The organism is uncultured Marinobacter sp., from assembly GCF_947488835.1.
Taxonomy (GTDB): domain Bacteria; phylum Pseudomonadota; class Gammaproteobacteria; order Pseudomonadales; family Oleiphilaceae; genus Marinobacter.
On record NZ_CANLBK010000001.1, the window covers coordinates 1860775 to 1883926 of the forward strand.

Genomic DNA, 23152 nt, shown 5'->3' on the forward strand with positions numbered 1-23152 from the left:
TTCATTGCACATCAGGCCCAAACTCAAGTGTGGCATCCAGTGTCAACTCAACATCGCCTGCGTTGGCACCAGTGCCAACTTTTGTCAGCGTTACGTTACCCGTTGCCCCCAGGGCCAGGGTGCGCACATCGCCTGGCAGGCTTTCATCCACTTCGAACAACAAAGCATTGGTGGCAAAGCCGTGAAATGCATGAGTGCCAGGCACATAGTCTGATGCTTCGATAAACAACTGCAGAACATAAGGCTTGAAGGCATTGCTCGCGTCCACACCAATCATCAACAAGCTAATGACCTCCGGGGCGCTCTCGGTATCGACTGAGTAGGCCAGGCTATCTACCTCAAAAGCTGCGAAGGTCAAGCTGGCACTGACTGCTTGGCCTCCAGGCAGATTAAACTTGAACGCCCCGCGATCCGTGCCGTTCACCGCAGACACACTGCCGGTTAAAGGCGTAGTAACCGGTGCACTGCAATCGGGCCGGGTATCCGCAAGCCGGTATACCGTGCCAGAAGCTGGGTCTTCCGCCAGCGCCTGCTCCAGTGCAGCCCTGCGTGGCATGCGATAACTGTCATCGGAGGGCTCACCCTCGCCCGCTATAAACGCTTTGAGGCTGGCCACACTGGCCTCAGAGGTACCCGTCAGCGCCCGAACCTGCTCCAGTTCCTGCAGCAATTGACTCTCGTTCCACTGGGTGGCCAGCAAATCTTGCAATTCAGCTTCGTATTTAGCCCGGTATTGCGGAAGATTAAACAGGCGGTCTGCCAGAGAAAAATTTCTGTACAGCACTCCGGTGCCCGGTTTCAGAGGGTGTTCTCCACGAAAGGCGGTATCTGCACCCCAGGGGATGAAATGGAAGCGACCATCAACCGGGGATCGGTAGATGTGAAAATTATTGGCGTTACCGGTAGCGGAATCCCAGGCACCGATGAGAGTTTCCACTGCCCAGAAACGGATAAACTCATCCACATCCACCAGCTGCGGCAACACATTCATCAGTTGGTCGTCCGGCAGCGCCAGTGCATCGGTCACCGATTGCAAATCACTGCGGTCGTTTTCCTTTTCGTTGGTCTTCTTCTCGAATCTCTGGCTCAACCAGGTGCCAAAATCCGACGTCTGTGCTTCATATTGATTACCTTCATCATTGCCGAAGGCGCGGGCAAGAAATGGCTTTTTGATGGGCTCTACGTTGGTAAAAACACCAAGGTCCTCGCCATTTACCCGAACCCGGGCGTAATTACACCGGGGGGCGGCAATGCCTGCTTGGTGAAACTGCTCATAAGCCATGCATTGCCGGGCATTGGACGGGTCCTGACGGTTGTTATTCAGGGTCATCCGGGAGCTGTTCTGATAGGTTCTGCCATCCCAAAGGTCGTTGAAATCCAGTTTGAGGGAGGGAATGCTTGGGCTGAGTGAGCCTATATAGCCCTTCTTGCGAACCACCACATCTTTCATGGCAACACCATCGATGGTGACGCTGGCTGAAAACTCGGTGTAGTCGTAATCTGACAGGCACTCTCGCGCCGTGCTGGCCAGCGTTCGGCCTTCCGCACGAAGCCGGTCAAACTCGCTGGCGGCCATGGATATATTCACTTCCAGCAAACGGTTCGGGGCGTATAGATCCCCATCGCCACCCAGGTTTACTGGCTCTCTCGGTGCTTCGAAATCAGATGGGCTGGACACCTCTGTGTCACCCCCACACCCGGCAAAAAACAACACCAACATGGCCACCACCAGGTGCCGGGTTGGTTTACAGCCAATGCCGCGCATACGCGTTCTTGTTTTCATCTGCTTCTCCATCAGATGTTTGTAGTCAATCCGGTATCAGGGCCGGTTAGGAGAAGTATTCCCCGGCGAGAGTGCAGGTGTCTGTAAGAAGGTCTTACGTAGGGTCGCTCAAAGGAGGGAAATCAACGCAAGCAGGCCCATGCATGGGCCTGCTTGCTATGGCCGGCTCAGAAAAAGCCGAGCGGGTTGATGTCGTAGCTGGTCAACATGCACTTGGTTTGCTGATAGTGCTCCAGCGCCATCTTGTGGGTTTCACGGCCAACACCGGATTTCTTGTAACCGCCAAAGGCGGCGTGTGCCGGGTAGGCGTGGTAGCAGTTCATCCAGACCCGACCGGCCTGAATGCTACGGCCCACACGGTAGGCACGGTTGGTGTCGCGGGTCCAGACACCGGCTCCTAGCCCGAATTCGGTATCGTTGGCTATCGCCACGGCTTCTTCTTCGGTTTTGAATGTGGTCACACCCACAACCGGGCCAAAGATTTCCTCCTGGAACACCCGCATGTCGTTGTCTCCCTTGAACAGGGTGGGCTGAATGTAGAAGCCGTCTTTGAATTCGCCTTCCATTTCTTCCTTGAAGCCGCCTGTGAGCACAGTAGCGCCCTCCTGCTTGCCGATCTCCAGGTAAGACATGATCTTGTCATACTGCTCTTTGCTGGCTTGTGCACCTACCTGCACGTCGGTATCCAGGGGGTTGCCTCGTTTGATGGCCTTGGTGCGCTCAACCACCTTCTGCATAAATTCGTCGAACATATCCTCCTGCACCAACGCCCGTGACGGACAAGTACACACTTCGCCCTGGTTGAAAAAGCCCAGCACCAGGCCTTCCACACACTTGTCGACGAACTCGGGCTCGGCTTGCATAACATCCGAGAAATAGAGGTTGGGAGATTTTCCGCCCAATTCAACTGTTGACGGGATGATGTTCTCAGCCGCGCACTTGAGAATGTGCGAGCCCACAGGTGTGGAGCCTGTGAAGGCGATTTTGGCGATACGTTTGCTGGTGGCAAGCGCCTCACCCGCTTCGATACCATAGCCGTTAACAATGTTGATCACGCCCGGCGGCAGCAGGTCCCCGATAATTTCCATCAGTACCAGAATGCTGGCCGGTGTTTGTTCTGCCGGTTTGAGTACGGTGCAGTTACCCGCCGCAAGACAAGGGCCAAGCTTCCAGGCGGCCATGAGTATCGGGAAGTTCCAGGGAATGATCTGGCCAACTACGCCGAGGGGCTCGTGAAAATGATAGGCTACGGTATTTTGGTCAATCTGGCTCATTTGCCCTTCCTGGGCACGGATGCAGCCGGCGAAATAGCGGAAGTGATCTGCGGCCAGAGGGATGTCGGCATTCAGGGTTTCGCGAATTGCCTTACCGTTATCCCAGGTTTCTGCAACCGCCAACTTCTCCAGATTGGCGTCAATGCGATCCGCAATTTTAAGCATGATATTGGAGCGCTCGGCCGGAGACGTTTGGCCCCAGGCCGGTGCAGCCTTGTGCGCCGCATCGAGAGCCAGATCAATATCTTCAGCGGTAGAGCGGGGAATCTCGCAAATAACAGCACCGGTAACCGGCGTTATGTTCTCGAAATACTCCCCTTTAACCGGAGCAACCCACTCGCCACCAATATAGTTCCCGTAACGGGTTTTGAAGGAAACGACGGAGCCGTCTTTTCCAGGCTGTGCATAAATCATGGTCATCACCTTTTGTTGTGGTTGTGAATGACAACGCGGTCATGCGCGTTTACTCATTCACTGTAGACCTCAAACAACAATAGGTGAACCTCCGGGGAGTTCCGACAGTTCCTGCACGCAGTCTTCAAGAAACCCCTGGGGGTCTGCAAGAATCGCTTCGTCTGCAACCACACCAAACTGAACCTGCCCGGCATAGCTGACAATGCTGACCCCAAGCCCTATATCACCCGCCTGAGGTACCCAGAACATCTGCTCGGTTATTCGGCAGCCAGCAATGTAGCGCGCCTCCCGTGTACCGGGAACGTTGGATACCACAGCACTGGCTTTGCGATAGAACATATCTGACAGTGGCTGGCGCAATACGTCCGGTATAAGAGGGGCGCAGGAAGACAAGCCCCAGGCTATGCCTGGCTGCCAGCTCCGTTTAAGCCGACGGGTTTCCTGCTTGATGCGATAAAGCCGCTCCAGAGCACTCTCTCCATCAATGGGCAGAGGAACGAACACCGTGCCGAAATAATTGCCAAGGGCACCCTGCTCTGGCTGCAAATCTTCCGGCAATCGGTTACGAATATCCACGGGAACAGCCACGTGCAACACGGCGTCTTCCAGCGCCGGACCCAAAAGCCCGAGGCGGGGGCGAACCGCGGCCGCTACGCAACTGAGCAGAACATCGTTAATGGTGACGTTCGTCGCCTTGGCGATTGACCGGAACTGGTCGAGAGGTACCGGCACGGACCACCGGCAATGGCGCTGGCCCAACAGCGGGCGTTTCAGATCCGATGGTGTATCCTCCGGCTCCGCCAGAAAATCACTCAGTTCGTTAACCAGTTTCAACCCGTTATGCGCCAGCTGCTCCAACAAATCACCGTAGCCGGCCTCATTGTCTCCAAGCCCCGGGCTCTGGTTTTCCGTGCCCACCTCGGGCGCCCTGCCCCCGCCAAATAACTGTTCAAGCCGGCTTTTGGCAGCCGATACCCAGGGGGAAAATCCTTCGGTGTGCTGGGCTCCGTATATTGCAGGGTACTGCTGCGGCGAGGCCGAACACAGGTGGTCGAAAATGCCCGTGAGCGAAACCCCATCGGCATAGCAGTGGTGTATTCGAAGCAGCAATGCTGCGCCACCTTCGGCATTCGGCACCAACCAGAATTTCCAGATAGGACGATAGGCAGGAAGAGGCTGATTAAGACGCTCGGAAACCCATTCCTGAAGATCCGATTCCGTGAAGCGGTCAAGCACTACATCCAAGTGGTGCTGGAGGTTAAACACCGGATCGGGCGTCCAATACCACGCCGCTGTGCGCTTAACGGGCATGTACCGAAAGCGCTCCCAGGCCATCCAGTAAACCTGCAAAAACTCCCGGAGCCTGGGCGCAGTCAGGCCTTCGGCCCGAAACATGACGGTGATGGTCATGGGGTTTTTGGGGGACTCCAGAGCCAGCCAAGCGGAATCCGCAGGCAGCATGAGGTGCGTTTGCTCGTGACTCAAACCCGAACATCCCCGGAAGTGGTGAAGTGAAAAACACAGAGTCAGGCATTGTGCCAGACATACACTACTGGCTCCACAACGCTGCACACCGCCCAAGATTACAAAATATTACACAGATACATACCTTCACCCTATACTGGTTATAAGGCTTGATGTAATAGTTATTAGCATTAGGTTTCGACTGTCTATTGGCCGCGAGCATGCAAAAACTGCGTTACCAGTGCCAATAAAGATCAAAGCGAACCCATGTACAACAAGGTTACCAGCGCAACCAGGGTCCAATGACCAATCTCTATAAACAGGCAACCGCCGTGCTGGGAGGAGATGCAGTATGAAAGCAAGCCACATTCGCAAGCTCATAAGGCCAATCGACAGCGCCTATTCAGAGATGTTCTCAGGGCGCGTATACCGCGTTGGCGAAGGGGCGGTTTCTGTTCGCAATCACAGTGGCGAAGCAGAGCACACCGTTATCGGCGTGCATGGCTTTCTGGAAAATCATTGCTATTTCACCCAGACCTACGACGCACCAACAACAGAATTGATTCTGCTTACCTGCAGTAACTACCACATTCCGGTAAACGGCGTAACACCGGAAACCCCGGAATGGGAAGTACCGATCAAGCACCTGGAAGGCACCATTGAATACGATGCCTGCATCTTGAACCAGGCACTTTCGAACCTGCCCAGCACCCGAAATGTACGTATTCACGGCCATTCCCGGGGAGGAGCAGTCACGCTTGAGGCAATAAAACAACGCCCCGAGCTATACGAAGACGTTGAAGCCGTGCTTGAAGCTCCAGCGCTGCCGCAGGGCAAAATTCACCCTCTGGTAACCACCCTTCTTGAGCCCGTCAGCCACGGCATGTGGCCTTGGCTGATCCGCCTGATTAACAGTGCGCCTTCATCTGCTTACGGCCAAACCTTCTTCGGAAAAATGAATCCGCGCAAAAAGCAGCTGCTAAGCAAGCTGTTTTACTCAACCCGCGACCACCTGACCATTGTGCGCAACATTGAGAACATATTTGACTGGATGCAGCGCACCGACACCGATGTGTACAAGCATGTACGCCACGGTACCTTCCTGATACCAGGAGTGGACCGTATTCTGGATCGGCAGGCCATGCTTGCCAGCGCACGGCATAGCCCAACCACCATGCGCATCATTGAAACCCAGGCACCCAGCCATTTCGTTACCCTCGACAGCAAGGAATGGCTACCCGGCTTTGAGTCTCTGCCTTCAGCCGCCCAAGGCTAAAACCAGGCAACCCCATGAACTGCCGCCCGGCAACTGGTCGGGCTTGCTGCACTTGGGCATCCCCTCCGGTAAACTAATCGCCTTTACGCAGATCCACCGGAGTTGGCACCATGTATCGTGAGCGCCTTGTTGGCACAGACGCGCGCTCAGAAAGCGCCCGCCGCCTGCAACAGCTTTTGCTGGAATATCACGATTTTCGCCACCATAAGGCAGGCCACCGGCTGTTCGATAACACCTTCGTTGTCGCCGACTGGCAGGCAGAGCGCCTGAAGGCAACCCATCAGGACTTGTACCAGCATCCTGGCTATCACGACGGCCTGGAATTTCTGCTCACCGACCTTTACGCACCCACTGGCATGACCCGCCGTGACGACAACATAGATCGGGTATTCCCGAAAATGGTCAAGTGGCTGCCAGACCAGCAACTTGAAGTACTGGCCGGGCTGGTCGAATTGAATCTGATTACCCAGCAGCTGGATCTTGAGCTGGCTGAGCTGCTTGATGACCGCCGCATACCTGCACAGATGATCACCGCTGAGCAATACTGCGACGTTTACCGCGCCAGCCAAAAGCTGGAACAGCGCAGAAGACAGGTTAGGTTAGTCGCCGACGTTGGGCAGCAGCTGGATCGCTATGTGCGCAACCGAACCTTGGGCTGGTTGCTTTCAATGAGCCGGGCGCCCGCGGAGATGGCCGATCTGAGTGACCTGCACAATTTCCTTCACCGGGGCTACTCTGCATTCCGGAAAATGGACAAGGTGGATGTGCTGATTGAACGGCTGGTAACCCGTGAACAACGGGTGATGGACAACATTCTCAACGGCCACCCCGAACCCTTTACACTCCCGGGTGACCTTTGAAGCCTCAGGCCTTCAGAATCTGATCCAGCTGGCTGTGAATTTCCTGCTCAATCCTCGATTTGAAAGGCCGTAGCAACATGCCCAGCTCCAGACGCACGTTGAGGTCGTCATTGGTAATGTTCAGATGACCTTTAACGCCCGAGCGTTTGAACTTGAGCTGATCACCTTCCCACTGGTAATCAAGTTCGAATTTGCTGGAAAGATCCTTGGCAAGCGCTTCTGCAGCTTCACGAGCATGTTCTTTATCAAGAGTGTGAGCGCGATGTACATCGATTACAGACATGAATCAGTTTTCTCTTCAAAATTGAACGGTTTTACAGTGTAAGGCGGTATTAAACGTGTAGCTACCCTTGTAGCAACTCCGTCAAGCGTTAGAATACGGAGTTCAGATTCTGACAGGACATGCCCCATGAGTGAGCAACAAACGCCAGCCACCTCCGGCAACGGCCAGGACGACGTTACCCATTTCGGCTTCAGCAATGTGGCCAAGAGCCAGAAAGCCAGCCAGGTAGCCGAAGTATTTCACAGCGTGGCGGGGAAGTACGACCTTATGAACGACCTTATGTCCATGGGCGTTCACCGGTTGTGGAAGCGCTTTACCATTGAGCTTTCCGGCGTGCGCCCGGGGCATCAGGTTCTGGATATTGCCGGTGGCACCGGCGATCTCACCATGAAGTTTTCTGACCTGGTTGGGCGCGATGGCAAAGTGGTTCTCGCCGACATCAACGCCTCCATGCTGCAGGTTGGGCGCAGCCGCCTGACCGACCGTGGTTACGCCGGCAACATTGAGTACGTGCAAGCCGATGCGGAACACTTGCCCTTCCCGGATAACAGTTTCAACGCCGTATCCATTGCCTTTGGTCTGCGCAACGTAACCGACAAGGATCAAGCTCTGCGGGACATGATGCGAGTCCTCAAACCCGGCGGCAAGCTGATGGTGCTGGAGTTCTCCAAACCCACCAACCCGCTGCTCAGCAAGGCTTACGACACCTACTCGTTTACCGCTCTGCCCCTGATGGGCCAGCTCATTGCAGGCGACAGTGAAAGCTACAAGTATCTGGCCGAATCCATCCGCATGCACCCGGATCAGGACACGCTCAAAGGCATGATGGAAAGCGCAGGCATGGTGAACTGCAAGTACTACAACATGACCGGTGGCATTGTGGCCCTGCATGTGGGAACCAAACCCTGATGTTTCCCGGCCCGACCCTGCTTACGGCGCTCACCGCCATAATCGAGCGGGCACTGAACCACGCGCTTGAACTGGACCCTGCTGGCCAGCAAGCGCTGCTGGGCGCTCTTGAAGGGCCGGTACAGTTCCGCATCACCCAGCCAATTTCCATTACCTGCTCATTGCACAGAGTGGGCAATCGGGTGCAGGTGCGCAGCCAGCCACTTGAAGATCCCGCACTGGAAATCAGCGGCAAGCCCCTGGCGTTTGCTGCACTGGCCACAGGCGATGACCGCGTGTTCACCGACAACCGGTTAAGCGTTACCGGTGACACTGCTTTGGCACACCAATTCCAACGCGCACTGGATAAGCTCAACCCGGACTGGGAAGCGGCAATGGCAAGGCACATAGGCGATGTGCCGGCCCACTTCATCGGCAAGCGTATTCGCAACGCCGTTAGCTGGAGCCGCCAGGCGTTCACGGCCCTGAACGCCAACATTGAAGAGTATGTGCACGAGGAAAGCCGCGCCCTGCCCGGCCGCCGCGAACTGGAAGCCACGTTCGAGGACATAGATGCCTTGAACCTTCGCACTGAACGCCTGGCAGCACGCATAAGCCAGTTCGAAAGCCTCGGCACTACTGACAAACCGGAGACTCCGTGACCCGCCTGCAACGCCTGATTCGCATTTCCTGGGTATTCTGCCGCTATCGGCTGGACACGTTTTTGCCAATCGCTGAGCTTCCCGCACCTTTGAAGGTGTTTTTTCTGCTGGCGCCCTGGCATCTTTTTCCGCAACCAAAGCTCAGCCGCGGTGATCGCTTGCGGTTGGCTCTGGAAGAACTTGGCCCGGTTTTCGTCAAGTTCGGCCAGATACTCTCTACCCGCCGCGACCTACTGCCAGACGATATGGCGGAATCCCTCAAACATCTCCAGGATCGAGTTCCGCCCTTCTCCAGCGACGTGGCCCGCAACATTATTGAGACCTCCCTTGGAGCGCCAGTAGCGGAGCTATTCAAGGAATTCAGTGCCGAGCCTTTAGCCTCGGCCTCCGTCGCACAAGTTCATGCCGCGACACTGTTGAACGGCCAAGATGTGGTGGTCAAAGTACTGCGCCCAGGCATCGACAAAGTAATCCGGCAAGACCTGGCCCTGATGTACTTTATGGCCAACCTCCTTGAGAAATACTGGACCGAAGGCAAGCGACTGCACCCGGTAGAAGTCGTTGCAGATTACGACTCCACCATCCACGACGAACTGGACCTGCAGCGGGAAGCGGCCAACGCGAGCCAGCTACGCCGTAATTTTGAAGGCTCCTCGCTGATCTACATTCCCTTTATCGACTGGGACTACACCCGCAAAAACGTGATGGTCATGGAACGCATCTACGGCATCCCCATTGCCGATGTTCCTGCACTGGAAGCGGCTGGCGTAAACCTTAAAGTGCTGGCAGAGAAAGGCGTCGAGATTTTCTTTACCCAGGTATTCCGCGACAGCTTTTTCCACGCCGACATGCACCCCGGTAACATCTTTGTAGACGTCTCCAACCCCGCCGACCCGAAATACATCGCCATCGACTTTGGCATTGTGGGCACCCTGGCGCCCGACGATCAAAGCTACCTGGCGCGCAACCTGCTGGCTTTCTTTCGCCGGGATTACAGGCAAGTGGCGCAGCTCCATATTCAATCTGGCTGGGTGCCACCCGATACCAGGGTAAACGAATTCGAAGCGGCGATCCGCACCGTATGCGAGCCCATTTTTGAAAAGCCCCTGAAAGACATTTCCTTCGGCCACTTCCTGCTACGCCTGTTCCAGACTGCACGGCGATTCAACATGGAAGTGCAGCCGCAGTTGGTTCTGCTGCAAAAAACCCTGCTCAACGTAGAAGGACTTGGCCGCCAACTGTATCCGGAACTGGACCTGTGGAGCACGGCACAACCTTATCTGGAAGGCTGGATGCGCAAGCGGATAGGCCCAAGCGGCCTGATAAAATCCCTGCAAACCCACCTGCCCTCATGGCTGGAGCAGTCCCCGGAAATGCCGCAACTGGTTCACGATGCCCTGCTGCAACTGCGCAGCGCCGGTCCCACCGAGAAACAAAACCAGGACACCCTGGCACTGCTCCGGGAACAACAACTCAGAACCGACCGCCGCTGGCGCCGCGGGATTGCGGCTATAGCACTGGTTGCCGCTGCTGTTATAGGAACGCAGCCAGAAGCCCGTGAGTGGGCAGAGAACGCACCGCTGGGGACTTGGGCGTTACTTGCAGCAGCAGGCGCGCTGGTTTGGCGTGGTAGCCGCTGAGAGCGACCATGGGACTCAAGCAAGTCAAAGAGAAGCTGCTAAGCACCGATTATCCGCAGTGGCGAAACCTGCTCTCTACAGCGGCCTTCCTGATTATGGTCACAGGAACAGCGGCTGCGTGGATTTACATCTATTACACATCGCCTGATGCAGCATGCCACAGGGGCTTTCTCTACCTTACCTATGTGTGGCTGTTTATTCAGTGGGTCGTCATCGGCTATCTTTACCAATCCAAAGACATCCCATCATTTGCCAGAGATGCGATAAAGGTTTTGATTTTGCTGTCGAATGTCTGGTTCGGGCTTTTTCTGTTTTCTTTGCAACCCTGCGCTTAGCTGGCGCTCGGTTTATTCTCCGAGGGGCCACAATGAGCACTGACCGCTGGGCTAAACTCATGGATGCTTGGGGCTTTGCCCCGCATCAGGAAACCTATGATTCCCTGATCACCGCCTATTCAGAGAAGGGCCGGCATTACCACACGCTGGAGCACGTCTCAGCCTGCCTTCGGCATTTGGATAACTGCTCGGCCTTGCTTGACCACCCGCGTGAGGTGGAACTCGCATTCTGGTTCCACGATGCCATTTACAAGCCTTTATCCAGCAAAAATGAACTGGAAAGCGCCGATTGGGCAGCTTCGTTTTTGGCAGAATCCGGAGCAAACGGTGAAGAAATCGATCGTGTTCACAGGCTCATTATGGTCACCGAGCATGATGCTCCTACCCAATCCCGTGACGAATCGATTCTTGTGGATATAGACCTGTCAATTCTGGGAACGTCTCCGGAAACCTACGAGATTTTTGAGCAAGGGGTTCGCAAGGAGTACCGGCTCGTGCCTTCGTTTATCTACCGAAAGAAGCGTGCCGCTGTGCTCCGGGGATTTATGGAGCGCCCGCAGATTTACATGTCCGGGATATTCCCGGAAGCGCGTGAGCGTCAAGCCAGGGAGAACCTTTCAAATGCGGTGTCCAAGCTGGAAGGGCGCGCATAATCCCGGCACCCTCCTGTGATCACAGGTACGCTTCAACGCTGCCAGCGCAGCTAGGGGGTTAACACTACCTTGCCTATATTGGCACGGCTTTCGATGTAGTCGTGGGCCAATGCGGCATCCTCAAAGCTGAAGGACTCGGCGACGGTGGGATTGATCCAACCCTCCTCCACGCCGGCTATAATTTTGCCCATCCACACACGGATCTTTTCGGGCTCATGCCAAAGCCGCCCCATATTAATTCCGAACACAGACCTGTTTTCGTTCATCAAACTGATGGGGTGGAATATGGGCATCATCACTGCGGTTTTCGCCAGCGCCAACTTACTGCCAATGCCATTGCCCGATGCAACCGAAATTCCGAACATCGCCAAGCGCCCGGACGCGCGCAACGCCTTGTAACTCTTACGCCAGCTCTCTCCACCCAACGGGTCGAGGATCAGCTCAGCGCCTTTGCCATCAGTCAGGTGCATCAGCTCTGTGTACCAGTCGCTATTTCGGTAATCTATGGCGTGGTTAAGCCCGCGAGACAATAAGTATTCATGCTTTCCAGGGCTGGCTGTCCCAATGGTGGTGGCACCAATGTGTTGTGCAATATCCAATGCGGCAAGGCCTACTCCACCTCCCACATTGTGAATCAACACTGTGTCTTCCGGCTGCAGTGCGCCGCAAATAACAAGGGCTTGCCATGCGGTCAGGTAGTTCACGGGGATAGCTGCCGCTTGCGCGTAGGAGAGTCGGCCTGGTTTCTCGAAGATCTGGTTGAGCGAAACAACAACCTGGGAGGCATGGCCGCCAAACCGGGTCAAAGCCATTACAGGCTTACCCAACCACTTTTCTTCGACACCGTCGCCAATGGAGTCGATCACACCTGACACTTCATACCCCGCCGTAAAGGGAAAGCTTGGGGCATCCTGATACAAACCTTGGCGCGCCATAATATCGGCAAAATTCAGCCCCGAGGCTTTAACCGAAATTCGTACCTCACCTGGGCCAACCTCCAGGCTTGGAAACTCCTTGAGTGCCAGTACGCTGCTGTTTCCAGCTTTAGGTATGATCACACGTTTCATAGAGGCTCCGGTATCGTATTCCAAGTGTTATCTTTGTTCATTGGATATGACATAGTTCGAGCAAACGCTAGGAGTTATATCACAAGCATGTCGTCATTAGAGCTGAGAATCCCCCCTCCCGCAGTTACCGCCATTGTGGCGTTTATCATGTGGGGCATAAACATGGTGACGCCGTCACTTCAATTTCACGACACCACTCGAGTAGTCGCAGCCATCTCAGTCGCATTACTCGGCGGCTACATCAGCTTGGTTGGCGTTATCTCTTTTCGCAGGATGAAAACCACCATCAACCCAACCAGACCCGAAAAGGCGTCTCTCCTGGTAGCGTCCGGAGTATTCAAGGTTACGCGCAACCCCATGTACGTGGGCATGGTGCTGGTGCTGATTGGGTGGGCAATATTTCTTTCTTCTCCTTGGGCATTACTCGGTCCTATGGCGTTTGCGCTTTATATAACCCGATTTCAAATCATTCCGGAAGAACGCGCCCTCGATGCGATCTTCGGATCCGAATATACTTCTTACAAAGCGCGCGTTCGGCGCTGGATTTGATTTTCAGCCCAATGACTTTAATCAAAGCAGATAAACTATGGATTTTTCGATCACGTTTTTTAAGTTGTTTCTTTGGGGAATGTACTTTTCACTCCCGATTTTACTTTCAATCTGCGTATTTATAGTTGGTTTCGGGTTGGTTGTAGGCCGCCTGGAATCATGGGGGAGGTTCGATGCGCTTTATTGGGCGTTTATAACAGCGTTTACCGTAGGCTACGGGGACATTCGCCCGTTACGAAAATCGTCGAAAGCCCTCTCGATTGTCATTGCCTGGTGCGGGATTATGCTCACAGGTCTATTTGTGGCGATTGCGGTAAAGACAGCCTCTACTGCATTTGAGATCCATATTGACCCTGAAGTATTGAAAAGTGTCGGCCAAGGGTTGGCCGGATAATCTAGGCGTACGTCCAGGCCAACACCCTCGTGACCTTGTTCCCCTGTTTCATTTCTATTTCCCGCACATCGGTCGCCCCGAGTTTACGAATCAATTTCGTGGAAGGCTTTACGTTATCAACTTTCGACACCAGGCTGGTAAACCAGCGGCATTGAGTTGCAAATACCTGGCTTTCCTTTATCAGCTTTTTAAGGAACATCCGTTCGCCACCTTTGCACCAGAGCTCCGCTTCCTGCCCCCCAAAGTTGAGAGCTTGTGATGCAGCCACGGGCCTTGTCTCGCCGCGATTGCGGGCAAGGTTTTGCAACTTTAACTGACTACTTTTGAGCGCCTCATCTTGTGAAGCATGGAAGGGGGGATTGCACACACTGACATCAAAAAACTCCCCTTTTCGAATAACCCCGTCGAAGATTTTATGTCTGTCGTTTTGCATGCGCAGGGTGAAGCGGTCTTTTAGCGTAGGGTTATTGGCGATAACCCCGGCCACGTTTTCAAGCGACCGGGCGTTTATATCACTGCCAACACACTGCCATCGGTACATTTGGCATGCCAGTATCGGGTATACACCATTGGCCCCGGTGCCTATATCGAGCAGGGTGATTTCCGGCTGCGTGCTAGCCCGATTCGCAAATGGCTCGAACTCTCCCAAGAGCTCAGCCACGTGATGGATGTAGTCTGCTCGCCCCGGAATGGGTGGGCAAAGTGCCCCTTCCGGGATATCCCAATCAACAATGCCGTAGTAGTGCTTCAAATGGGCTGCGTTCAGCAATTTTACTGCCTGTGGATCTGTGAACTCTACGGAGAGGTTCCCGAAGGCGTTTGCTTTAACGTAGGGCGCCAATGCCGGGTAACTTTTCACGAGGGATGGAAAATCGTAGCCTTGTTTGTGCAGATTTTTGGGGTGTAGACCTTTTCCACCAGGCTTTGCCTGATGCCTGTCACTTCGCTGGGAGCTGCTCACAGTTTTACTTCCGGGGCGTGTAAATCAGAGCCAGTGCCTGCGTTAATGCAGGCACTGGCTCTGAAGATTATAACAGCTGAGGATGCTCAGGAATTAGTGAGTTTTTCCCACGCTTTCAATGAATACGCTCCGCTCTGGATAAATTGTCGTTTTAACGGGTATATTGGCGGTAAAGTCACAGATTCCTGCAGGAGCCTTGGATGTTGCAGGCCCATGAGTTCTGGTTGTTTTTTAGCGCGAGCTTTTTGCTCTGGATAACGCCAGGGCCAGACACCGTGTACATTTTAGCCAGAACCCTATCCCAAGGGCGCCTTGCCGGGCTGCTATCGGTATTCGGGGTAAGCGCTGGCATACTGGCGCACACCCTGTTTGCGGCAATCGGGCTTTCCGCACTGTTTGCAACTTCTGCACTAGCATTTACAGCGGTTAAAGTTATCGGTGCCGGGTACCTGATCTATCTTGGCGCCCGAGCCTTCCGTCGTCAGACCAAGCTGGCACCATCCTCTGAAACAGCTACCCAGAATCGTTCACAGCTTTTCTACCAAGGCTTTTTCACCAACCTGTTTAACCCGAAGATCGCTATCTTCTTTCTCGCATTCCTGCCGCAGTTTGTGGCTCCCGGGGCCAGCAACAGCTCTGTTGTATTTATGTTTTTAGGTGGGGTATTTGTGCTGGGTGGTGCCCTATGGTGTCTTTTTCTGGTCATCTTCGCCGCCAGCTTTTCCGTGGTAGCCAGATCGAACTCGCAGCTGGCTGCTGCAATAGGAAAAGTCACAGGGCTTGTGTACATCGGGCTTGGTTTGAACTTGCTTCGTGCGAAGTTATAGTTCCCCACACCTCGTTTTCTGTCAGGATTCATAAAAATGAAAGACTTATCTGATAATCTAGCCCCCCTTAATTGGCTTGACGCCATTCGCTGGACCGCAGACGGCCTCGTTCCAGCCATCGCACAGGACGCAGCCACGGGCGATATCCTGATGATGGCCTGGATGAACCGGGAATCCCTTCGCCTCACGGCCGAAGAGGGTCAGGCGGTTTATTGGTCACGCTCACGGGGTAAACTCTGGCGCAAGGGCGAAACCTCCGGGCACCAGCAGGTAGTCAAGGATATTCGCCTCGACTGTGATGAGGACGTAATCCTGCTGAAAGTAGAACAAAAAGGTGGTATTGCATGCCACACTGGCCGGCGTAGCTGTTTTTACCGCTCATTGAAGGGCGACCAGTGGGTGGGCGTTGAACCCGTCATTAAAGATCCGGATGCCATATATGGCAACAACTGAGGAGTGGATGTATTGAGTGATGTTCTGGAAAATCTGACAAGGGTTCTCGAAGCCCGTAAATCAGCCGACCCGGAGAAATCCTACGTCGCCAGCCTCCACGCCAAGGGCCTGAACAAGATTCTGGAAAAGGTAGGTGAAGAGTGCACAGAAACGCTGCTGGCCGCCAAGGATGCGGAACATTCCGGGGAGTCTCGAGCCGTTATCAGTGAGACGGCGGATCTCTGGTTTCACTGCATGGTAATGCTCTCCAACCTGGGCCTGAGCTCCAAGGATGTACTGGATGAGCTGAGCAGCCGCTTCGACCTTTCAGGGCTGGAAGAAAAAGCTTCCCGGAGCAAGTAAGAAGGGAATACCCCTAACGGGGGTTTCCGCCACCCTGCTCTGGTAACGTATAATGTTAATCTACGAAAACATCAAAACGAGGATCCCGTAATGGGCATCAGCATTTGGCAACTTCTTATCGTACTGGGCATTGTGATTCTGTTGTTCGGAACCAAGAAGCTGCGAAACATTGGCACCGATCTTGGTGGAGCCATTCGTGGCTTCAAAAAATCCATGAGTGACGAAGACAGCAAACCAGGCGACCCGGATTCGCTGGAAGATACTCAGGAAGAACAGGCGCGTCAGGCGACTGAAGATAAGCCCAGGGAAAAAACCAAAAGCTGAGACCAGACACCATGTTTGATATCGGCTTTCTTGAGCTGCTGATTTGCGGCGTTATAGCTCTACTGGTGCTTGGCCCCGAACGGCTCCCCACGGCTGCGAGAGCGGCTGGGCGCTGGGTGGGTGGTGCGCGCCGTATGGTCACCCAGTTCACCTCCGAACTGGACCGCCAACTGAAAGCCGAAGAGCTGAGAAAAGAGCTGAGCGAGGCTGGTGATGTGGGCCTTGATGACGTAAAGAAGACCGTGCGCGGCGCTCTGGACGAAGCCAAAAAGTACGAGCATATGATCCTGTCGGATAAACCTGCCGGCAAATCAGCGAGCGAGCAAAAGAGCGGGGCAGATCAACACCAGAAAAGTGACTCCACCGCAGCCCCCAGTGAAGACAAGCCGGCTCCGCCAGACGCCGCACCAAAACCGTCGGATAAGCCTTCATGAATTCAAAAACAGATGGAGAACAGCCGGGTCATCAGAACACCACACCTGAACAACCGGAGATGCCTCTGGTTGCGCACCTGCTGGAACTTCGCGATCGATTACTGAAGATGGTTTTGGCGGTAGTGATCTGTTTTGCCGTCATTTATCCGTTCGCCAATGAGCTGTATCTCTGGTTATCGGAGCCTATCCGATCACTGCTGCCCGTAGGCCAGACCATGATCGCAACGGATATCACCTCGCCGTTTTTCGCGCCCCTGAAGCTGGCCCTGTTTTTATCGGTATTCGCCGCTATCCCTGTCATTCTTTATCAGCTGTGGAGTTTCGTTGCGCCCGGGCTCTACGCCCATGAGAAGCGTCTGGCGTTTCCACTGCTGTTTACTTCAGTAATCCTGTTCTATCTCGGTGCGGCGTTTGCGTATTACGTCGTATTCCCGCTGGTGTTCGGCTTTTTTACAGCGATCGGCCCGGAGGGCATCGTTGAACTGCCAGACATCAGCAGTTACCTGAACTTCGTGCTGAAAATGTTCTTTGCATTCGGGATTGCTTTTGAAATCCCCATCGCGACGATTTTGCTGATTCTCAGTGGCGTGACTACGCCGTCAGACCTTGCTGCAAAACGCCCCTACGTTGTGGTGGGCTGTTTTGTGATCGGCATGATGCTGACACCCCCGGATATCATTTCCCAGACACTTCTCGCGGTTCCCATGTGGATACTGTTCGAGCTGGGCATTTTGTTTGGCAGGCTGGCGGTACGCGAAGTAGTAGAGACGGACGAGTCTTCCTCTCAATGAATCTCGCCTTACTGTTTGATGAAGATTTTGTTGCGCCCAACCGTGTTGTGTTGCGGGGCCGCAGGCTCGAGCACATGCGATCTGTTCTGGGCGCTACCCAAGGTGACCAACTGCCAGTAGGCCGTGTAAACGGTCTGATGGGGCAGGGAGAAGTTGTAACGCTCACTGATTCGGAAGCTGAGTTGCTTGTCACTCTGGATCAGGCACCACCATCACCACTCCCCTTTACACTCATTCTGGCCATGCCACGGCCAAAAATGTTCCGCCGGGTTCTGCAAACCAGCGCCACACTGGGGGTTAAGGATATCTGGCTGATCAACAGCTATAAGGTGGAAAAGAGCTTCTGGCAAACGCCTTGGCTGTCAGATGATAATCTGCGGGAAAATCTTACTCTCGGCCTGGAGCAGGCAAAAGACACGACGATGCCCAAGGTGCATATCCGCAAGCTGTTCAAACCCTTCGTGGAAGATGAACTGCCCGCCTTGCTGCAAGGCAAGGTGGCTCTGGTTGCGCACCCCGGCACGGCCATCCCCTGCCCTACCCACCTGAACAGGCCAACAGCGCTGTGCATAGGCCCTGAGGGCGGATTCACACCCTACGAAGTAGGTAAGCTTGAAGAGGCTGGCTGCCAAAGCGTTCACCTTGGGCCTCGCATTCTTCGGGTGGAAACAGCCGTTCCCGTTCTCGTTAGTCGCTTATTCGACGCTTGCCTCTGATCTGGATGCCCACATCCGAATCAGTGGTGTAAGTACTGCGACCAGCAATGCGCCCGCCAGCAATCCAACCAGCCCATTTGCAACCGTAGTGAACAGTACTGCAGAAACACCACCAAACCCTGCAGCGAAGTTCTCGATGGCGTTATAAAGTGGGGTTACGCCGTGCACCAAAATACCGCCACCCACTAAAAACATGGCAATGGTGCCGACAATCGACAGGGTTTTCATAAGGTAAGGCGCGAACCAGAGGATGCCATGGCCTATTTTCTGAGCCAGCGCACTCTCTTGCTGCGTCAGGTAAAGCCCGCCGTCATCCAACTTCACTATACCGGCCACCAAACCGTATACGCCGACGGTAATCAGCACAGCGACCACTGCCAGCACCGCAAACTGTATACCTATGCTCTCAGCCGTTACCACCCCGAGCGTGATGGCGATTATTTCCGCCGACAGAATGAAATCCGTGCGTATCGCGCCTTTAATCTTTTGTCTTTCTACAACCCTTAAATCCACTTCGGGCGTCTTCAATGCCTTCAGCAACTTCTCTTTGCGTTGCGCCTCTTCCTCTGAATGGAAGAATTTGTGAATGATTTTTTCAGCACCTTCAAAACATAAAAATGCACCACCCAGCATAAGCAGGGGCGTTACCAGCCAAGGTACAAAAAAACTGATTGCGACAGCAGCCGGCACCAGTATGGCTTTATTCGCGAATGAGCCTTTGGCAACAGACCAGACGACAGGCAACTCTCTCGCCGCTCGCACTCCAGTTACCTGCTGGGCATTCAGTGCCAGATCATCTCCTAATACCCCGGCAGTTTTTTTGGCCGCTGCTTTGGTCATCATGGAGATGTCGTCGAGGATCGTGGCAATGTCATCGAAGAGCGCGAGAAGACTGGTTCCTGCCATAAGTGCAGATCCTTTAGTGTGGTGTTCGCTTAAATATAAAGACCCATGGCCTCGGCAGCAATCCTGTTCTTTAGGGGACCAAGCCCATCAAGCCAACGCATCCCGGAATTTCTTAGCCACCTTAATGGCAATTCATCTCGAGCAAATAGCTGTTTGAAGCCCTCCATAGCAACCATCATAGTCAAGTTTTCGCCTTTGCGACGGCGCTGGTATCGAGCCAGAACCAACTCATTTGCAGGGCTCAAACCTGTACGTTTCGCCTTGGACAATTCCTCCAGCAAAACCCGAACATCACCGTACCCGAGATTGGCGCCCTGGCCTGCAAGCGGATGAATGGTGTGGGCCGCATCGCCCACCAATGCAAAACCGGGCGCAATATAGTCTTTGGCATGGCGTTGCCGCAGAGGAAAGGCAAAGCGTTTGGACACTGCCTCAACGGCACCCAATTCTCTTTCGATTGCTCTCTCCAGTTCCGCAGTGAAGGCTGCATCATCCAGAGCCATTAGGCGGCGGGCTTCTTCGGTGTCCTGCGACCAAACAATAGAGCAAAAGTGCTCATCATTGCTTTCCGTGGCCAACGGCAAGAACGCCAAGGGCCCGGTCTTGGAAAATCTCTGCCAGGCTGTGTATCCATGGCTTTGAGCCGTACGCACGGTACATACGATGGCCTGCTGATCGTAATCCCATTCACGGGTTGGCAAGCCTACCCACTGGCGTAACCGGGAGTTGGCGCCATCAGCCGCAATAACCAGCCGAGCCCCGAGTGTGCGGCCATCGGCAAGCTTAATGCTGCGCTGGTCGCCCTCTTGAGTGCAGCCGGTAACCTGCACACCATCAATCAGCTCAACGTCACTGGTTTCCACAACCTCGAACAGAGCCCGCACCAGGCTGCGGTTTTCAACGATCGTGCCCAGAGCGCGGGCTTGTAGTTCGGCAGCATCAAAGTGAATACGCCCAGTGCCATCACCTTCCCACACAGTCATGCCTTGGTAGGGGCAATGGCGTCCGGCTACAACGCCCTGCCAGGCGCCCAATGAATCGAGCAACTGCTGGCTGGCCATGGAGATAGCGCTGACGCGCGGCTCAAAATCTGCCACGCTTTCGACCGCTACCGGGGCCTGCAACAAAGCAGCGCGTTCACCGGCCTCTACCAATCCCACATGCCATCCCTGCTGCGACAAGCCAAGAGCCAAAGCAGTGCCGGTCATGCCACCGCCAACCACAAGAATATCGAACACCTTGGTATCACTCATTGCTTATCGCTCGTCGCAGGCCCATTGATGACAGCACGGCGCCCGGCTGTGCCCATCGCTTTTCGCGCAAACAAGCGCTTTGCACCGGGGAGCAAATCCAGCCCTACCAGCCCGGCATCCCGTGCTGCCGCGACGGGTGCCAGTGAGTGGCCAAAAATGCGGATCAGTGAATCCGAGAACTGCACGGTTTGCTGCCAATCCGGCATATGCAACTCGTGATAGCGGCGCAAAATCTGGAAGTCACACGGCGACCGGCCTTGCTCAACGGCCAACCGGAACTGCTCCACCAGAGTCATCAAACCCCGCAGCGCCAGATTGAAGCCTTGCCCCGCCACCGGGTGCAATGCATGGGCAGCATTGCCCACGAGTGCAACGCCCGGCCTTACTGGCTCATTTACAGTGGTCAGTGTCAGCGGGTAGTGGTTGCACTCACCTATGCGGGTAAACCGCCCCAGGCGCCAACCATAGCGCTCCTGAAGCCGCTGGCACTTGTCGCTATCGGACATGCCCAGAACCTCTTCAAGCTCCTTATCGCTCAGAGTCCAAACCAATGCAGACTGATGGCCTGCGCGGGAAGGTGAACCATGGGGCAACAATGCCATAGGGCCGGCATCGGTAAAACGCTCGAAGGCGGTGAATTCATGGCTGTCGCTGGTGGAGACGTTTGCGATCAGCGCATTCTGATCATAACCGTGGTGATTCGTCTGGAAGCCGAGTTTTTCCCTCAGCCCGGAGCGGCCACCGTCTGCGACAATCAGGCATTTCGCCTTTAGAGTGCCGGTCTCGTTACCAGCTTTTATTTCAACGTTTACGCCCTGCTCGGCAGGCACCATATCAGCCACTTCGGCGGGCGCCTGCCACTGGATATTGGTCTCAAGTAGCTCCCGCATCAGGCACAGACCCATCCAGCGGTTATCAACCACATAACCCAAGGCTTGCTGCTGGAATTCGCTGGCATTCAGACGGGTCGCGCCGAACCGGCCCCTGTCAGACACATGAATGTGCTGGATGGGCGTCGCATGCTCTGATATCCGCTGCCACAGCCCAAGCTCTTCAAAGATTAGCCGGGAACCCCAAGCCAATGCAGTGGAGCGTGCGTCGTAGCTGGGCTGATACGCATCCGGTAAGGCATCCGCAGACAGCGGAAACGCCTCAACCACGGTTACCCTCAACGTGGGAGCAACCTTGGCCAGTGCCAGGGCGAGCGTTGCGCCAGCCAGCCCGCCGCCCGCAATGATCACATCGGTATCAGAGTGTTTCACAGGCTCATCCCGCCATCAGTGCTTCAATCTCTTCAATGGTTTTGGGTACGCCGTTCGTCAGCACCCGACAGCCATCCCTGGTCACCACCACGTCATCTTCGATACGAATGCCGATACCACGCCACTTTTCATCCACATCGGTATTGCTCGGCGAGATATACAAGCCAGGCTCTACCGTCAGCGCCATACCCGGCTCGAGCAACCGCCATGCGTCGCCAATTTTATAGTCGCCCACATCGTGCACATCAAGGCCCAGCCAATGACCGGTGCGATGCATGAAGAAGGGCTTGAAGGCTTCGCTGGCAATGGCATCTTCAACGGTGCCCGAAAGCAGACCCAACTCGATCAGACCCGCGGTCAGCACGTTCAAAGCCGCTTCATGGGGATGATTCCAGTGATTGCCGGGGCGAACTGCATCAATGGCTGCGTACTGGGCTGCCAGCACCACCTCGTAGACTGCCCGCTGCTCCAGGCTGAACTTGCCACTGACCGGGAAGGTGCGAGTAATATCAGAGGCGTAGCACTCCACTTCACAACCCGCATCGATGAGCACCAGATCGCCATCGTTCAGCGGTGCTGTATTCTCGATGTAATGAAGAATACAACCATTCGCACCACCGCCGACGATAGACGGATAAGCCGTGGAACGGGCTCCATGATCCATAAACGTATGAATCAGCTCGGCCTCAAGGTTGTATTCGTAACCGCCCTTACGGGCGCGCTTCATGGCACGGCAATGGGCTTCTGAACTGATCTGACCGGCCTTGGCCATAGCTTTGATTTCGTTTGCGCTTTTGAAAAGCCGAAGGTCATGCAGCAGGTGCTCCAGCGCCACAAACTCACCGGGCGGGTGCGCACCGCTTTTGACCTTGCTGCGGATAACCTTCACCCAATCCATTACCCGGGTATCGAATCCCTGATCTTTGCCCAGCGGGTAATACACCCGGCTGCGGCCTTCAATCATGCCGGGCAGAATGTCGTCGATATCGGCAATGGGGAATGCATCGTCCAGCCCGTAACGCTCTATTGCGCCCTCAGGCCCCACAAGAAACCCATCCCACAATTCCTTTTCGGGGTTTTTCTCTTTGCAAAACAGCACCGACTCACCGTGCTCACGGCCGGGAATCAGTGCCAGCACCGCCTCGGGCTCACCAAAGCCGGTCAGGTACTGGAAATCGCTATCCTGTCGGAACGGATGCAGTACGTCGCGGTTACGAACACGCTCCGGCGCAGCTGGAATAATGGCAATACTGTCTGGCGCCATGCGCTCCATCAGTTTGCGGCGGCGCTCGGCAAATTCCTTGACGGGTATAATGGACGACATGGGTTCTCCCGCAGTGT

Annotated in this window: 26 protein-coding genes; 16 read left to right on the plus strand and 10 right to left on the minus strand. The window is 54.8% G+C overall.

Annotation, left to right across the window (positions count from 1 at the left end; all coding sequences use genetic code 11):
- Position 1: 1 nt before the first annotated feature.
- The 3 genes from Q0824_RS08615 to Q0824_RS08625 form a co-directional block, all read right to left on the minus strand.
- The gene (locus tag Q0824_RS08615) at positions 2-1783 is read right to left on the minus strand and encodes a CotH kinase family protein (protein ID WP_298449342.1); all 1782 of its coding nucleotides are present in this window, start codon (positions 1781-1783) and stop codon (positions 2-4) included.
- A 167-nt stretch (positions 1784-1950) separates the two neighbouring features.
- A complete protein-coding gene (locus tag Q0824_RS08620; protein ID WP_298449344.1) occupies positions 1951-3471 on the minus strand; it encodes an aldehyde dehydrogenase family protein in 1521 nt (506 codons plus the stop codon).
- A 69-nt stretch (positions 3472-3540) separates the two neighbouring features.
- Positions 3541-4956, minus strand: coding sequence for a WS/DGAT domain-containing protein (locus tag Q0824_RS08625; protein WP_298449345.1), 1416 nt, complete (start codon positions 4954-4956; stop codon positions 3541-3543).
- A 331-nt stretch (positions 4957-5287) separates the two neighbouring features.
- On the opposite strand from Q0824_RS08625, the gene Q0824_RS08630 reads away from it, so the two are divergent.
- Positions 5288-6211, plus strand: a complete 924-nt coding sequence (locus Q0824_RS08630; protein WP_298449347.1) for an alpha/beta hydrolase — start codon at positions 5288-5290, stop codon at positions 6209-6211.
- A 110-nt stretch (positions 6212-6321) separates the two neighbouring features.
- Positions 6322-7071, plus strand: coding sequence for a hypothetical protein (locus tag Q0824_RS08635; RefSeq protein ID WP_298449349.1), 750 nt, complete (start codon positions 6322-6324; stop codon positions 7069-7071).
- A gap of 4 nt (positions 7072-7075) precedes the next feature.
- Here the strand turns inward: Q0824_RS08635 and Q0824_RS08640 are convergent, their stop codons facing one another.
- Positions 7076-7354: a polyhydroxyalkanoic acid system family protein gene (locus Q0824_RS08640; RefSeq protein ID WP_298449351.1), complete on the minus strand. Its 279-nt coding sequence runs from the start codon at positions 7352-7354 to the stop codon at positions 7076-7078.
- Positions 7355-7480: 126 nt separating this feature from the next.
- On the opposite strand from Q0824_RS08640, the gene ubiE reads away from it, so the two are divergent.
- The 5 genes from ubiE to Q0824_RS08665 are packed head-to-tail and all read left to right on the plus strand — an operon-like array spanning position 7481 to position 11532.
- Positions 7481-8263 carry a bifunctional demethylmenaquinone methyltransferase/2-methoxy-6-polyprenyl-1,4-benzoquinol methylase UbiE gene (ubiE, locus tag Q0824_RS08645; protein WP_298449353.1) on the plus strand — a complete coding sequence of 261 codons (783 nt, stop codon included), beginning with the start codon at positions 7481-7483 and terminating at the stop codon, positions 8261-8263.
- Entirely contained in the window at positions 8263-8904 is a 642-nt protein-coding gene (locus Q0824_RS08650) for an SCP2 sterol-binding domain-containing protein (RefSeq protein WP_298449354.1), read from the plus strand. The genes ubiE and Q0824_RS08650 overlap by 1 nt, the downstream gene beginning before the upstream one ends.
- Entirely contained in the window at positions 8901-10544 is a 1644-nt protein-coding gene (ubiB, locus tag Q0824_RS08655) for a ubiquinone biosynthesis regulatory protein kinase UbiB (protein WP_298449356.1), read from the plus strand. The genes Q0824_RS08650 and ubiB overlap by 4 nt, the downstream gene beginning before the upstream one ends.
- Positions 10545-10552: 8 nt before the next feature.
- Positions 10553-10879, plus strand: a complete 327-nt coding sequence (locus Q0824_RS08660) for a hypothetical protein (protein WP_298449358.1) — start codon at positions 10553-10555, stop codon at positions 10877-10879.
- A 32-nt stretch (positions 10880-10911) separates the two neighbouring features.
- The gene (locus Q0824_RS08665) at positions 10912-11532 is read left to right on the plus strand and encodes a hypothetical protein (RefSeq protein ID WP_298449360.1); all 621 of its coding nucleotides are present in this window, start codon (positions 10912-10914) and stop codon (positions 11530-11532) included.
- A gap of 50 nt (positions 11533-11582) precedes the next feature.
- On the opposite strand, the gene Q0824_RS08670 is transcribed toward Q0824_RS08665, so the two are convergent.
- Positions 11583-12599, minus strand: coding sequence for a zinc-binding dehydrogenase (locus Q0824_RS08670; protein ID WP_298449361.1), 1017 nt, complete (start codon positions 12597-12599; stop codon positions 11583-11585).
- 87 nt (positions 12600-12686) lie between these two features.
- Between Q0824_RS08670 and Q0824_RS08675 the strand changes: the two genes are divergently transcribed.
- Complete coding sequence (locus tag Q0824_RS08675; RefSeq protein WP_298449362.1) at positions 12687-13148, plus strand: isoprenylcysteine carboxylmethyltransferase family protein; 462 nt, start codon at positions 12687-12689, stop codon at positions 13146-13148.
- 37 nt (positions 13149-13185) lie between these two features.
- Positions 13186-13542, plus strand: coding sequence for a potassium channel family protein (locus tag Q0824_RS08680; RefSeq protein WP_298449364.1), 357 nt, complete (start codon positions 13186-13188; stop codon positions 13540-13542).
- 1 nt (position 13543) lies between these two features.
- On the opposite strand, the gene rlmF is transcribed toward Q0824_RS08680, so the two are convergent.
- Positions 13544-14503, minus strand: coding sequence for a 23S rRNA (adenine(1618)-N(6))-methyltransferase RlmF (gene rlmF, locus Q0824_RS08685; RefSeq protein ID WP_298449365.1), 960 nt, complete (start codon positions 14501-14503; stop codon positions 13544-13546).
- Positions 14504-14703: 200 nt separating this feature from the next.
- On the opposite strand from rlmF, the gene Q0824_RS08690 reads away from it, so the two are divergent.
- The 7 genes from Q0824_RS08690 to Q0824_RS08720 all read left to right on the plus strand — a co-directional run bounded on the left by Q0824_RS08690 (position 14704) and on the right by Q0824_RS08720 (position 18390).
- On the plus strand, positions 14704-15330 hold the full coding sequence (locus Q0824_RS08690; protein ID WP_298449367.1) for a LysE family translocator: 627 nt from the start codon (positions 14704-14706) through the stop codon (positions 15328-15330).
- A gap of 36 nt (positions 15331-15366) precedes the next feature.
- Entirely contained in the window at positions 15367-15783 is a 417-nt protein-coding gene (hisI, locus tag Q0824_RS08695; RefSeq protein WP_298449370.1) for a phosphoribosyl-AMP cyclohydrolase, read from the plus strand.
- Positions 15784-15795: 12 nt separating this feature from the next.
- A complete protein-coding gene (locus Q0824_RS08700) occupies positions 15796-16125 on the plus strand; it encodes a phosphoribosyl-ATP diphosphatase (RefSeq protein ID WP_298449372.1) in 330 nt (109 codons plus the stop codon).
- A gap of 90 nt (positions 16126-16215) precedes the next feature.
- Entirely contained in the window at positions 16216-16449 is a 234-nt protein-coding gene (gene tatA, locus Q0824_RS08705; RefSeq protein ID WP_298449374.1) for a Sec-independent protein translocase subunit TatA, read from the plus strand.
- Positions 16450-16460: 11 nt separating this feature from the next.
- Positions 16461-16883, plus strand: coding sequence for a Sec-independent protein translocase protein TatB (gene tatB / locus Q0824_RS08710; protein ID WP_298449376.1), 423 nt, complete (start codon positions 16461-16463; stop codon positions 16881-16883).
- Positions 16880-17674 carry a twin-arginine translocase subunit TatC gene (tatC, locus tag Q0824_RS08715; RefSeq protein WP_298449378.1) on the plus strand — a complete coding sequence of 265 codons (795 nt, stop codon included), beginning with the start codon at positions 16880-16882 and terminating at the stop codon, positions 17672-17674. The genes tatB and tatC overlap by 4 nt, the downstream gene beginning before the upstream one ends.
- Complete coding sequence (locus Q0824_RS08720; RefSeq protein ID WP_298449380.1) at positions 17671-18390, plus strand: 16S rRNA (uracil(1498)-N(3))-methyltransferase; 720 nt, start codon at positions 17671-17673, stop codon at positions 18388-18390. The genes tatC and Q0824_RS08720 overlap by 4 nt, the downstream gene beginning before the upstream one ends.
- Here the strand turns inward: Q0824_RS08720 and Q0824_RS08725 are convergent.
- Genes Q0824_RS08725 through pepP form a run of 4 tightly spaced genes read right to left on the minus strand, consistent with a single transcriptional unit; the run spans position 18370 to position 23135 of the window.
- Complete coding sequence (locus Q0824_RS08725) at positions 18370-19296, minus strand: DUF808 domain-containing protein (RefSeq protein WP_298449382.1); 927 nt, start codon at positions 19294-19296, stop codon at positions 18370-18372. The two genes, Q0824_RS08720 and Q0824_RS08725, sit on opposite strands and share 21 nt — an antisense overlap.
- Positions 19297-19325: 29 nt before the next feature.
- Complete coding sequence (locus tag Q0824_RS08730) at positions 19326-20549, minus strand: UbiH/UbiF/VisC/COQ6 family ubiquinone biosynthesis hydroxylase (protein ID WP_298449384.1); 1224 nt, start codon at positions 20547-20549, stop codon at positions 19326-19328.
- On the minus strand, positions 20546-21811 hold the full coding sequence (ubiH, locus tag Q0824_RS08735; protein WP_298449386.1) for a 2-octaprenyl-6-methoxyphenyl hydroxylase: 1266 nt from the start codon (positions 21809-21811) through the stop codon (positions 20546-20548). The genes Q0824_RS08730 and ubiH overlap by 4 nt, the downstream gene beginning before the upstream one ends.
- 4 nt (positions 21812-21815) lie before the next feature.
- Entirely contained in the window at positions 21816-23135 is a 1320-nt protein-coding gene (pepP, locus tag Q0824_RS08740) for a Xaa-Pro aminopeptidase (protein WP_298449388.1), read from the minus strand.
- Positions 23136-23152 lie beyond the last annotated feature (17 nt).

What these genes read in the sequence shown, in the direction of transcription:
- Q0824_RS08615 (WP_298449342.1), bottom strand. Translation starts at nt 1,783, where the DNA reads ATGAAAACAAGAACGCGTATGCGCGGCATTGGCTGTAAACCAACCCGG.
- Q0824_RS08620 (WP_298449344.1), bottom strand. Translation starts at nt 3,471, where the DNA reads ATGATTTATGCACAGCCTGGAAAAGACGGCTCCGTCGTTTCCTTCAAA.
- Q0824_RS08630 (WP_298449347.1), top strand. Translation starts at nt 5,288, where the DNA reads ATGAAAGCAAGCCACATTCGCAAGCTCATAAGGCCAATCGACAGCGCC.
- Q0824_RS08635 (WP_298449349.1), top strand. Translation starts at nt 6,322, where the DNA reads ATGTATCGTGAGCGCCTTGTTGGCACAGACGCGCGCTCAGAAAGCGCC.
- Q0824_RS08640 (WP_298449351.1), bottom strand. Translation starts at nt 7,354, where the DNA reads ATGTCTGTAATCGATGTACATCGCGCTCACACTCTTGATAAAGAACAT.
- ubiE (WP_298449353.1), top strand. Translation starts at nt 7,481, where the DNA reads ATGAGTGAGCAACAAACGCCAGCCACCTCCGGCAACGGCCAGGACGAC.
- Q0824_RS08650 (WP_298449354.1), top strand. Translation starts at nt 8,263, where the DNA reads ATGTTTCCCGGCCCGACCCTGCTTACGGCGCTCACCGCCATAATCGAG.
- Q0824_RS08660 (WP_298449358.1), top strand. Translation starts at nt 10,553, where the DNA reads ATGGGACTCAAGCAAGTCAAAGAGAAGCTGCTAAGCACCGATTATCCG.
- Q0824_RS08665 (WP_298449360.1), top strand. Translation starts at nt 10,912, where the DNA reads ATGAGCACTGACCGCTGGGCTAAACTCATGGATGCTTGGGGCTTTGCC.
- Q0824_RS08670 (WP_298449361.1), bottom strand. Translation starts at nt 12,599, where the DNA reads ATGAAACGTGTGATCATACCTAAAGCTGGAAACAGCAGCGTACTGGCA.
- Q0824_RS08675 (WP_298449362.1), top strand. Translation starts at nt 12,687, where the DNA reads ATGTCGTCATTAGAGCTGAGAATCCCCCCTCCCGCAGTTACCGCCATT.
- Q0824_RS08680 (WP_298449364.1), top strand. Translation starts at nt 13,186, where the DNA reads ATGGATTTTTCGATCACGTTTTTTAAGTTGTTTCTTTGGGGAATGTAC.
- Q0824_RS08690 (WP_298449367.1), top strand. Translation starts at nt 14,704, where the DNA reads ATGTTGCAGGCCCATGAGTTCTGGTTGTTTTTTAGCGCGAGCTTTTTG.
- hisI (WP_298449370.1), top strand. Translation starts at nt 15,367, where the DNA reads ATGAAAGACTTATCTGATAATCTAGCCCCCCTTAATTGGCTTGACGCC.
- tatA (WP_298449374.1), top strand. Translation starts at nt 16,216, where the DNA reads ATGGGCATCAGCATTTGGCAACTTCTTATCGTACTGGGCATTGTGATT.
- tatB (WP_298449376.1), top strand. Translation starts at nt 16,461, where the DNA reads ATGTTTGATATCGGCTTTCTTGAGCTGCTGATTTGCGGCGTTATAGCT.
- tatC (WP_298449378.1), top strand. Translation starts at nt 16,880, where the DNA reads ATGAATTCAAAAACAGATGGAGAACAGCCGGGTCATCAGAACACCACA.
- Q0824_RS08720 (WP_298449380.1), top strand. Translation starts at nt 17,671, where the DNA reads ATGAATCTCGCCTTACTGTTTGATGAAGATTTTGTTGCGCCCAACCGT.
- Q0824_RS08725 (WP_298449382.1), bottom strand. Translation starts at nt 19,296, where the DNA reads ATGGCAGGAACCAGTCTTCTCGCGCTCTTCGATGACATTGCCACGATC.
- Q0824_RS08730 (WP_298449384.1), bottom strand. Translation starts at nt 20,549, where the DNA reads ATGAGTGATACCAAGGTGTTCGATATTCTTGTGGTTGGCGGTGGCATG.
- pepP (WP_298449388.1), bottom strand. Translation starts at nt 23,135, where the DNA reads ATGTCGTCCATTATACCCGTCAAGGAATTTGCCGAGCGCCGCCGCAAA.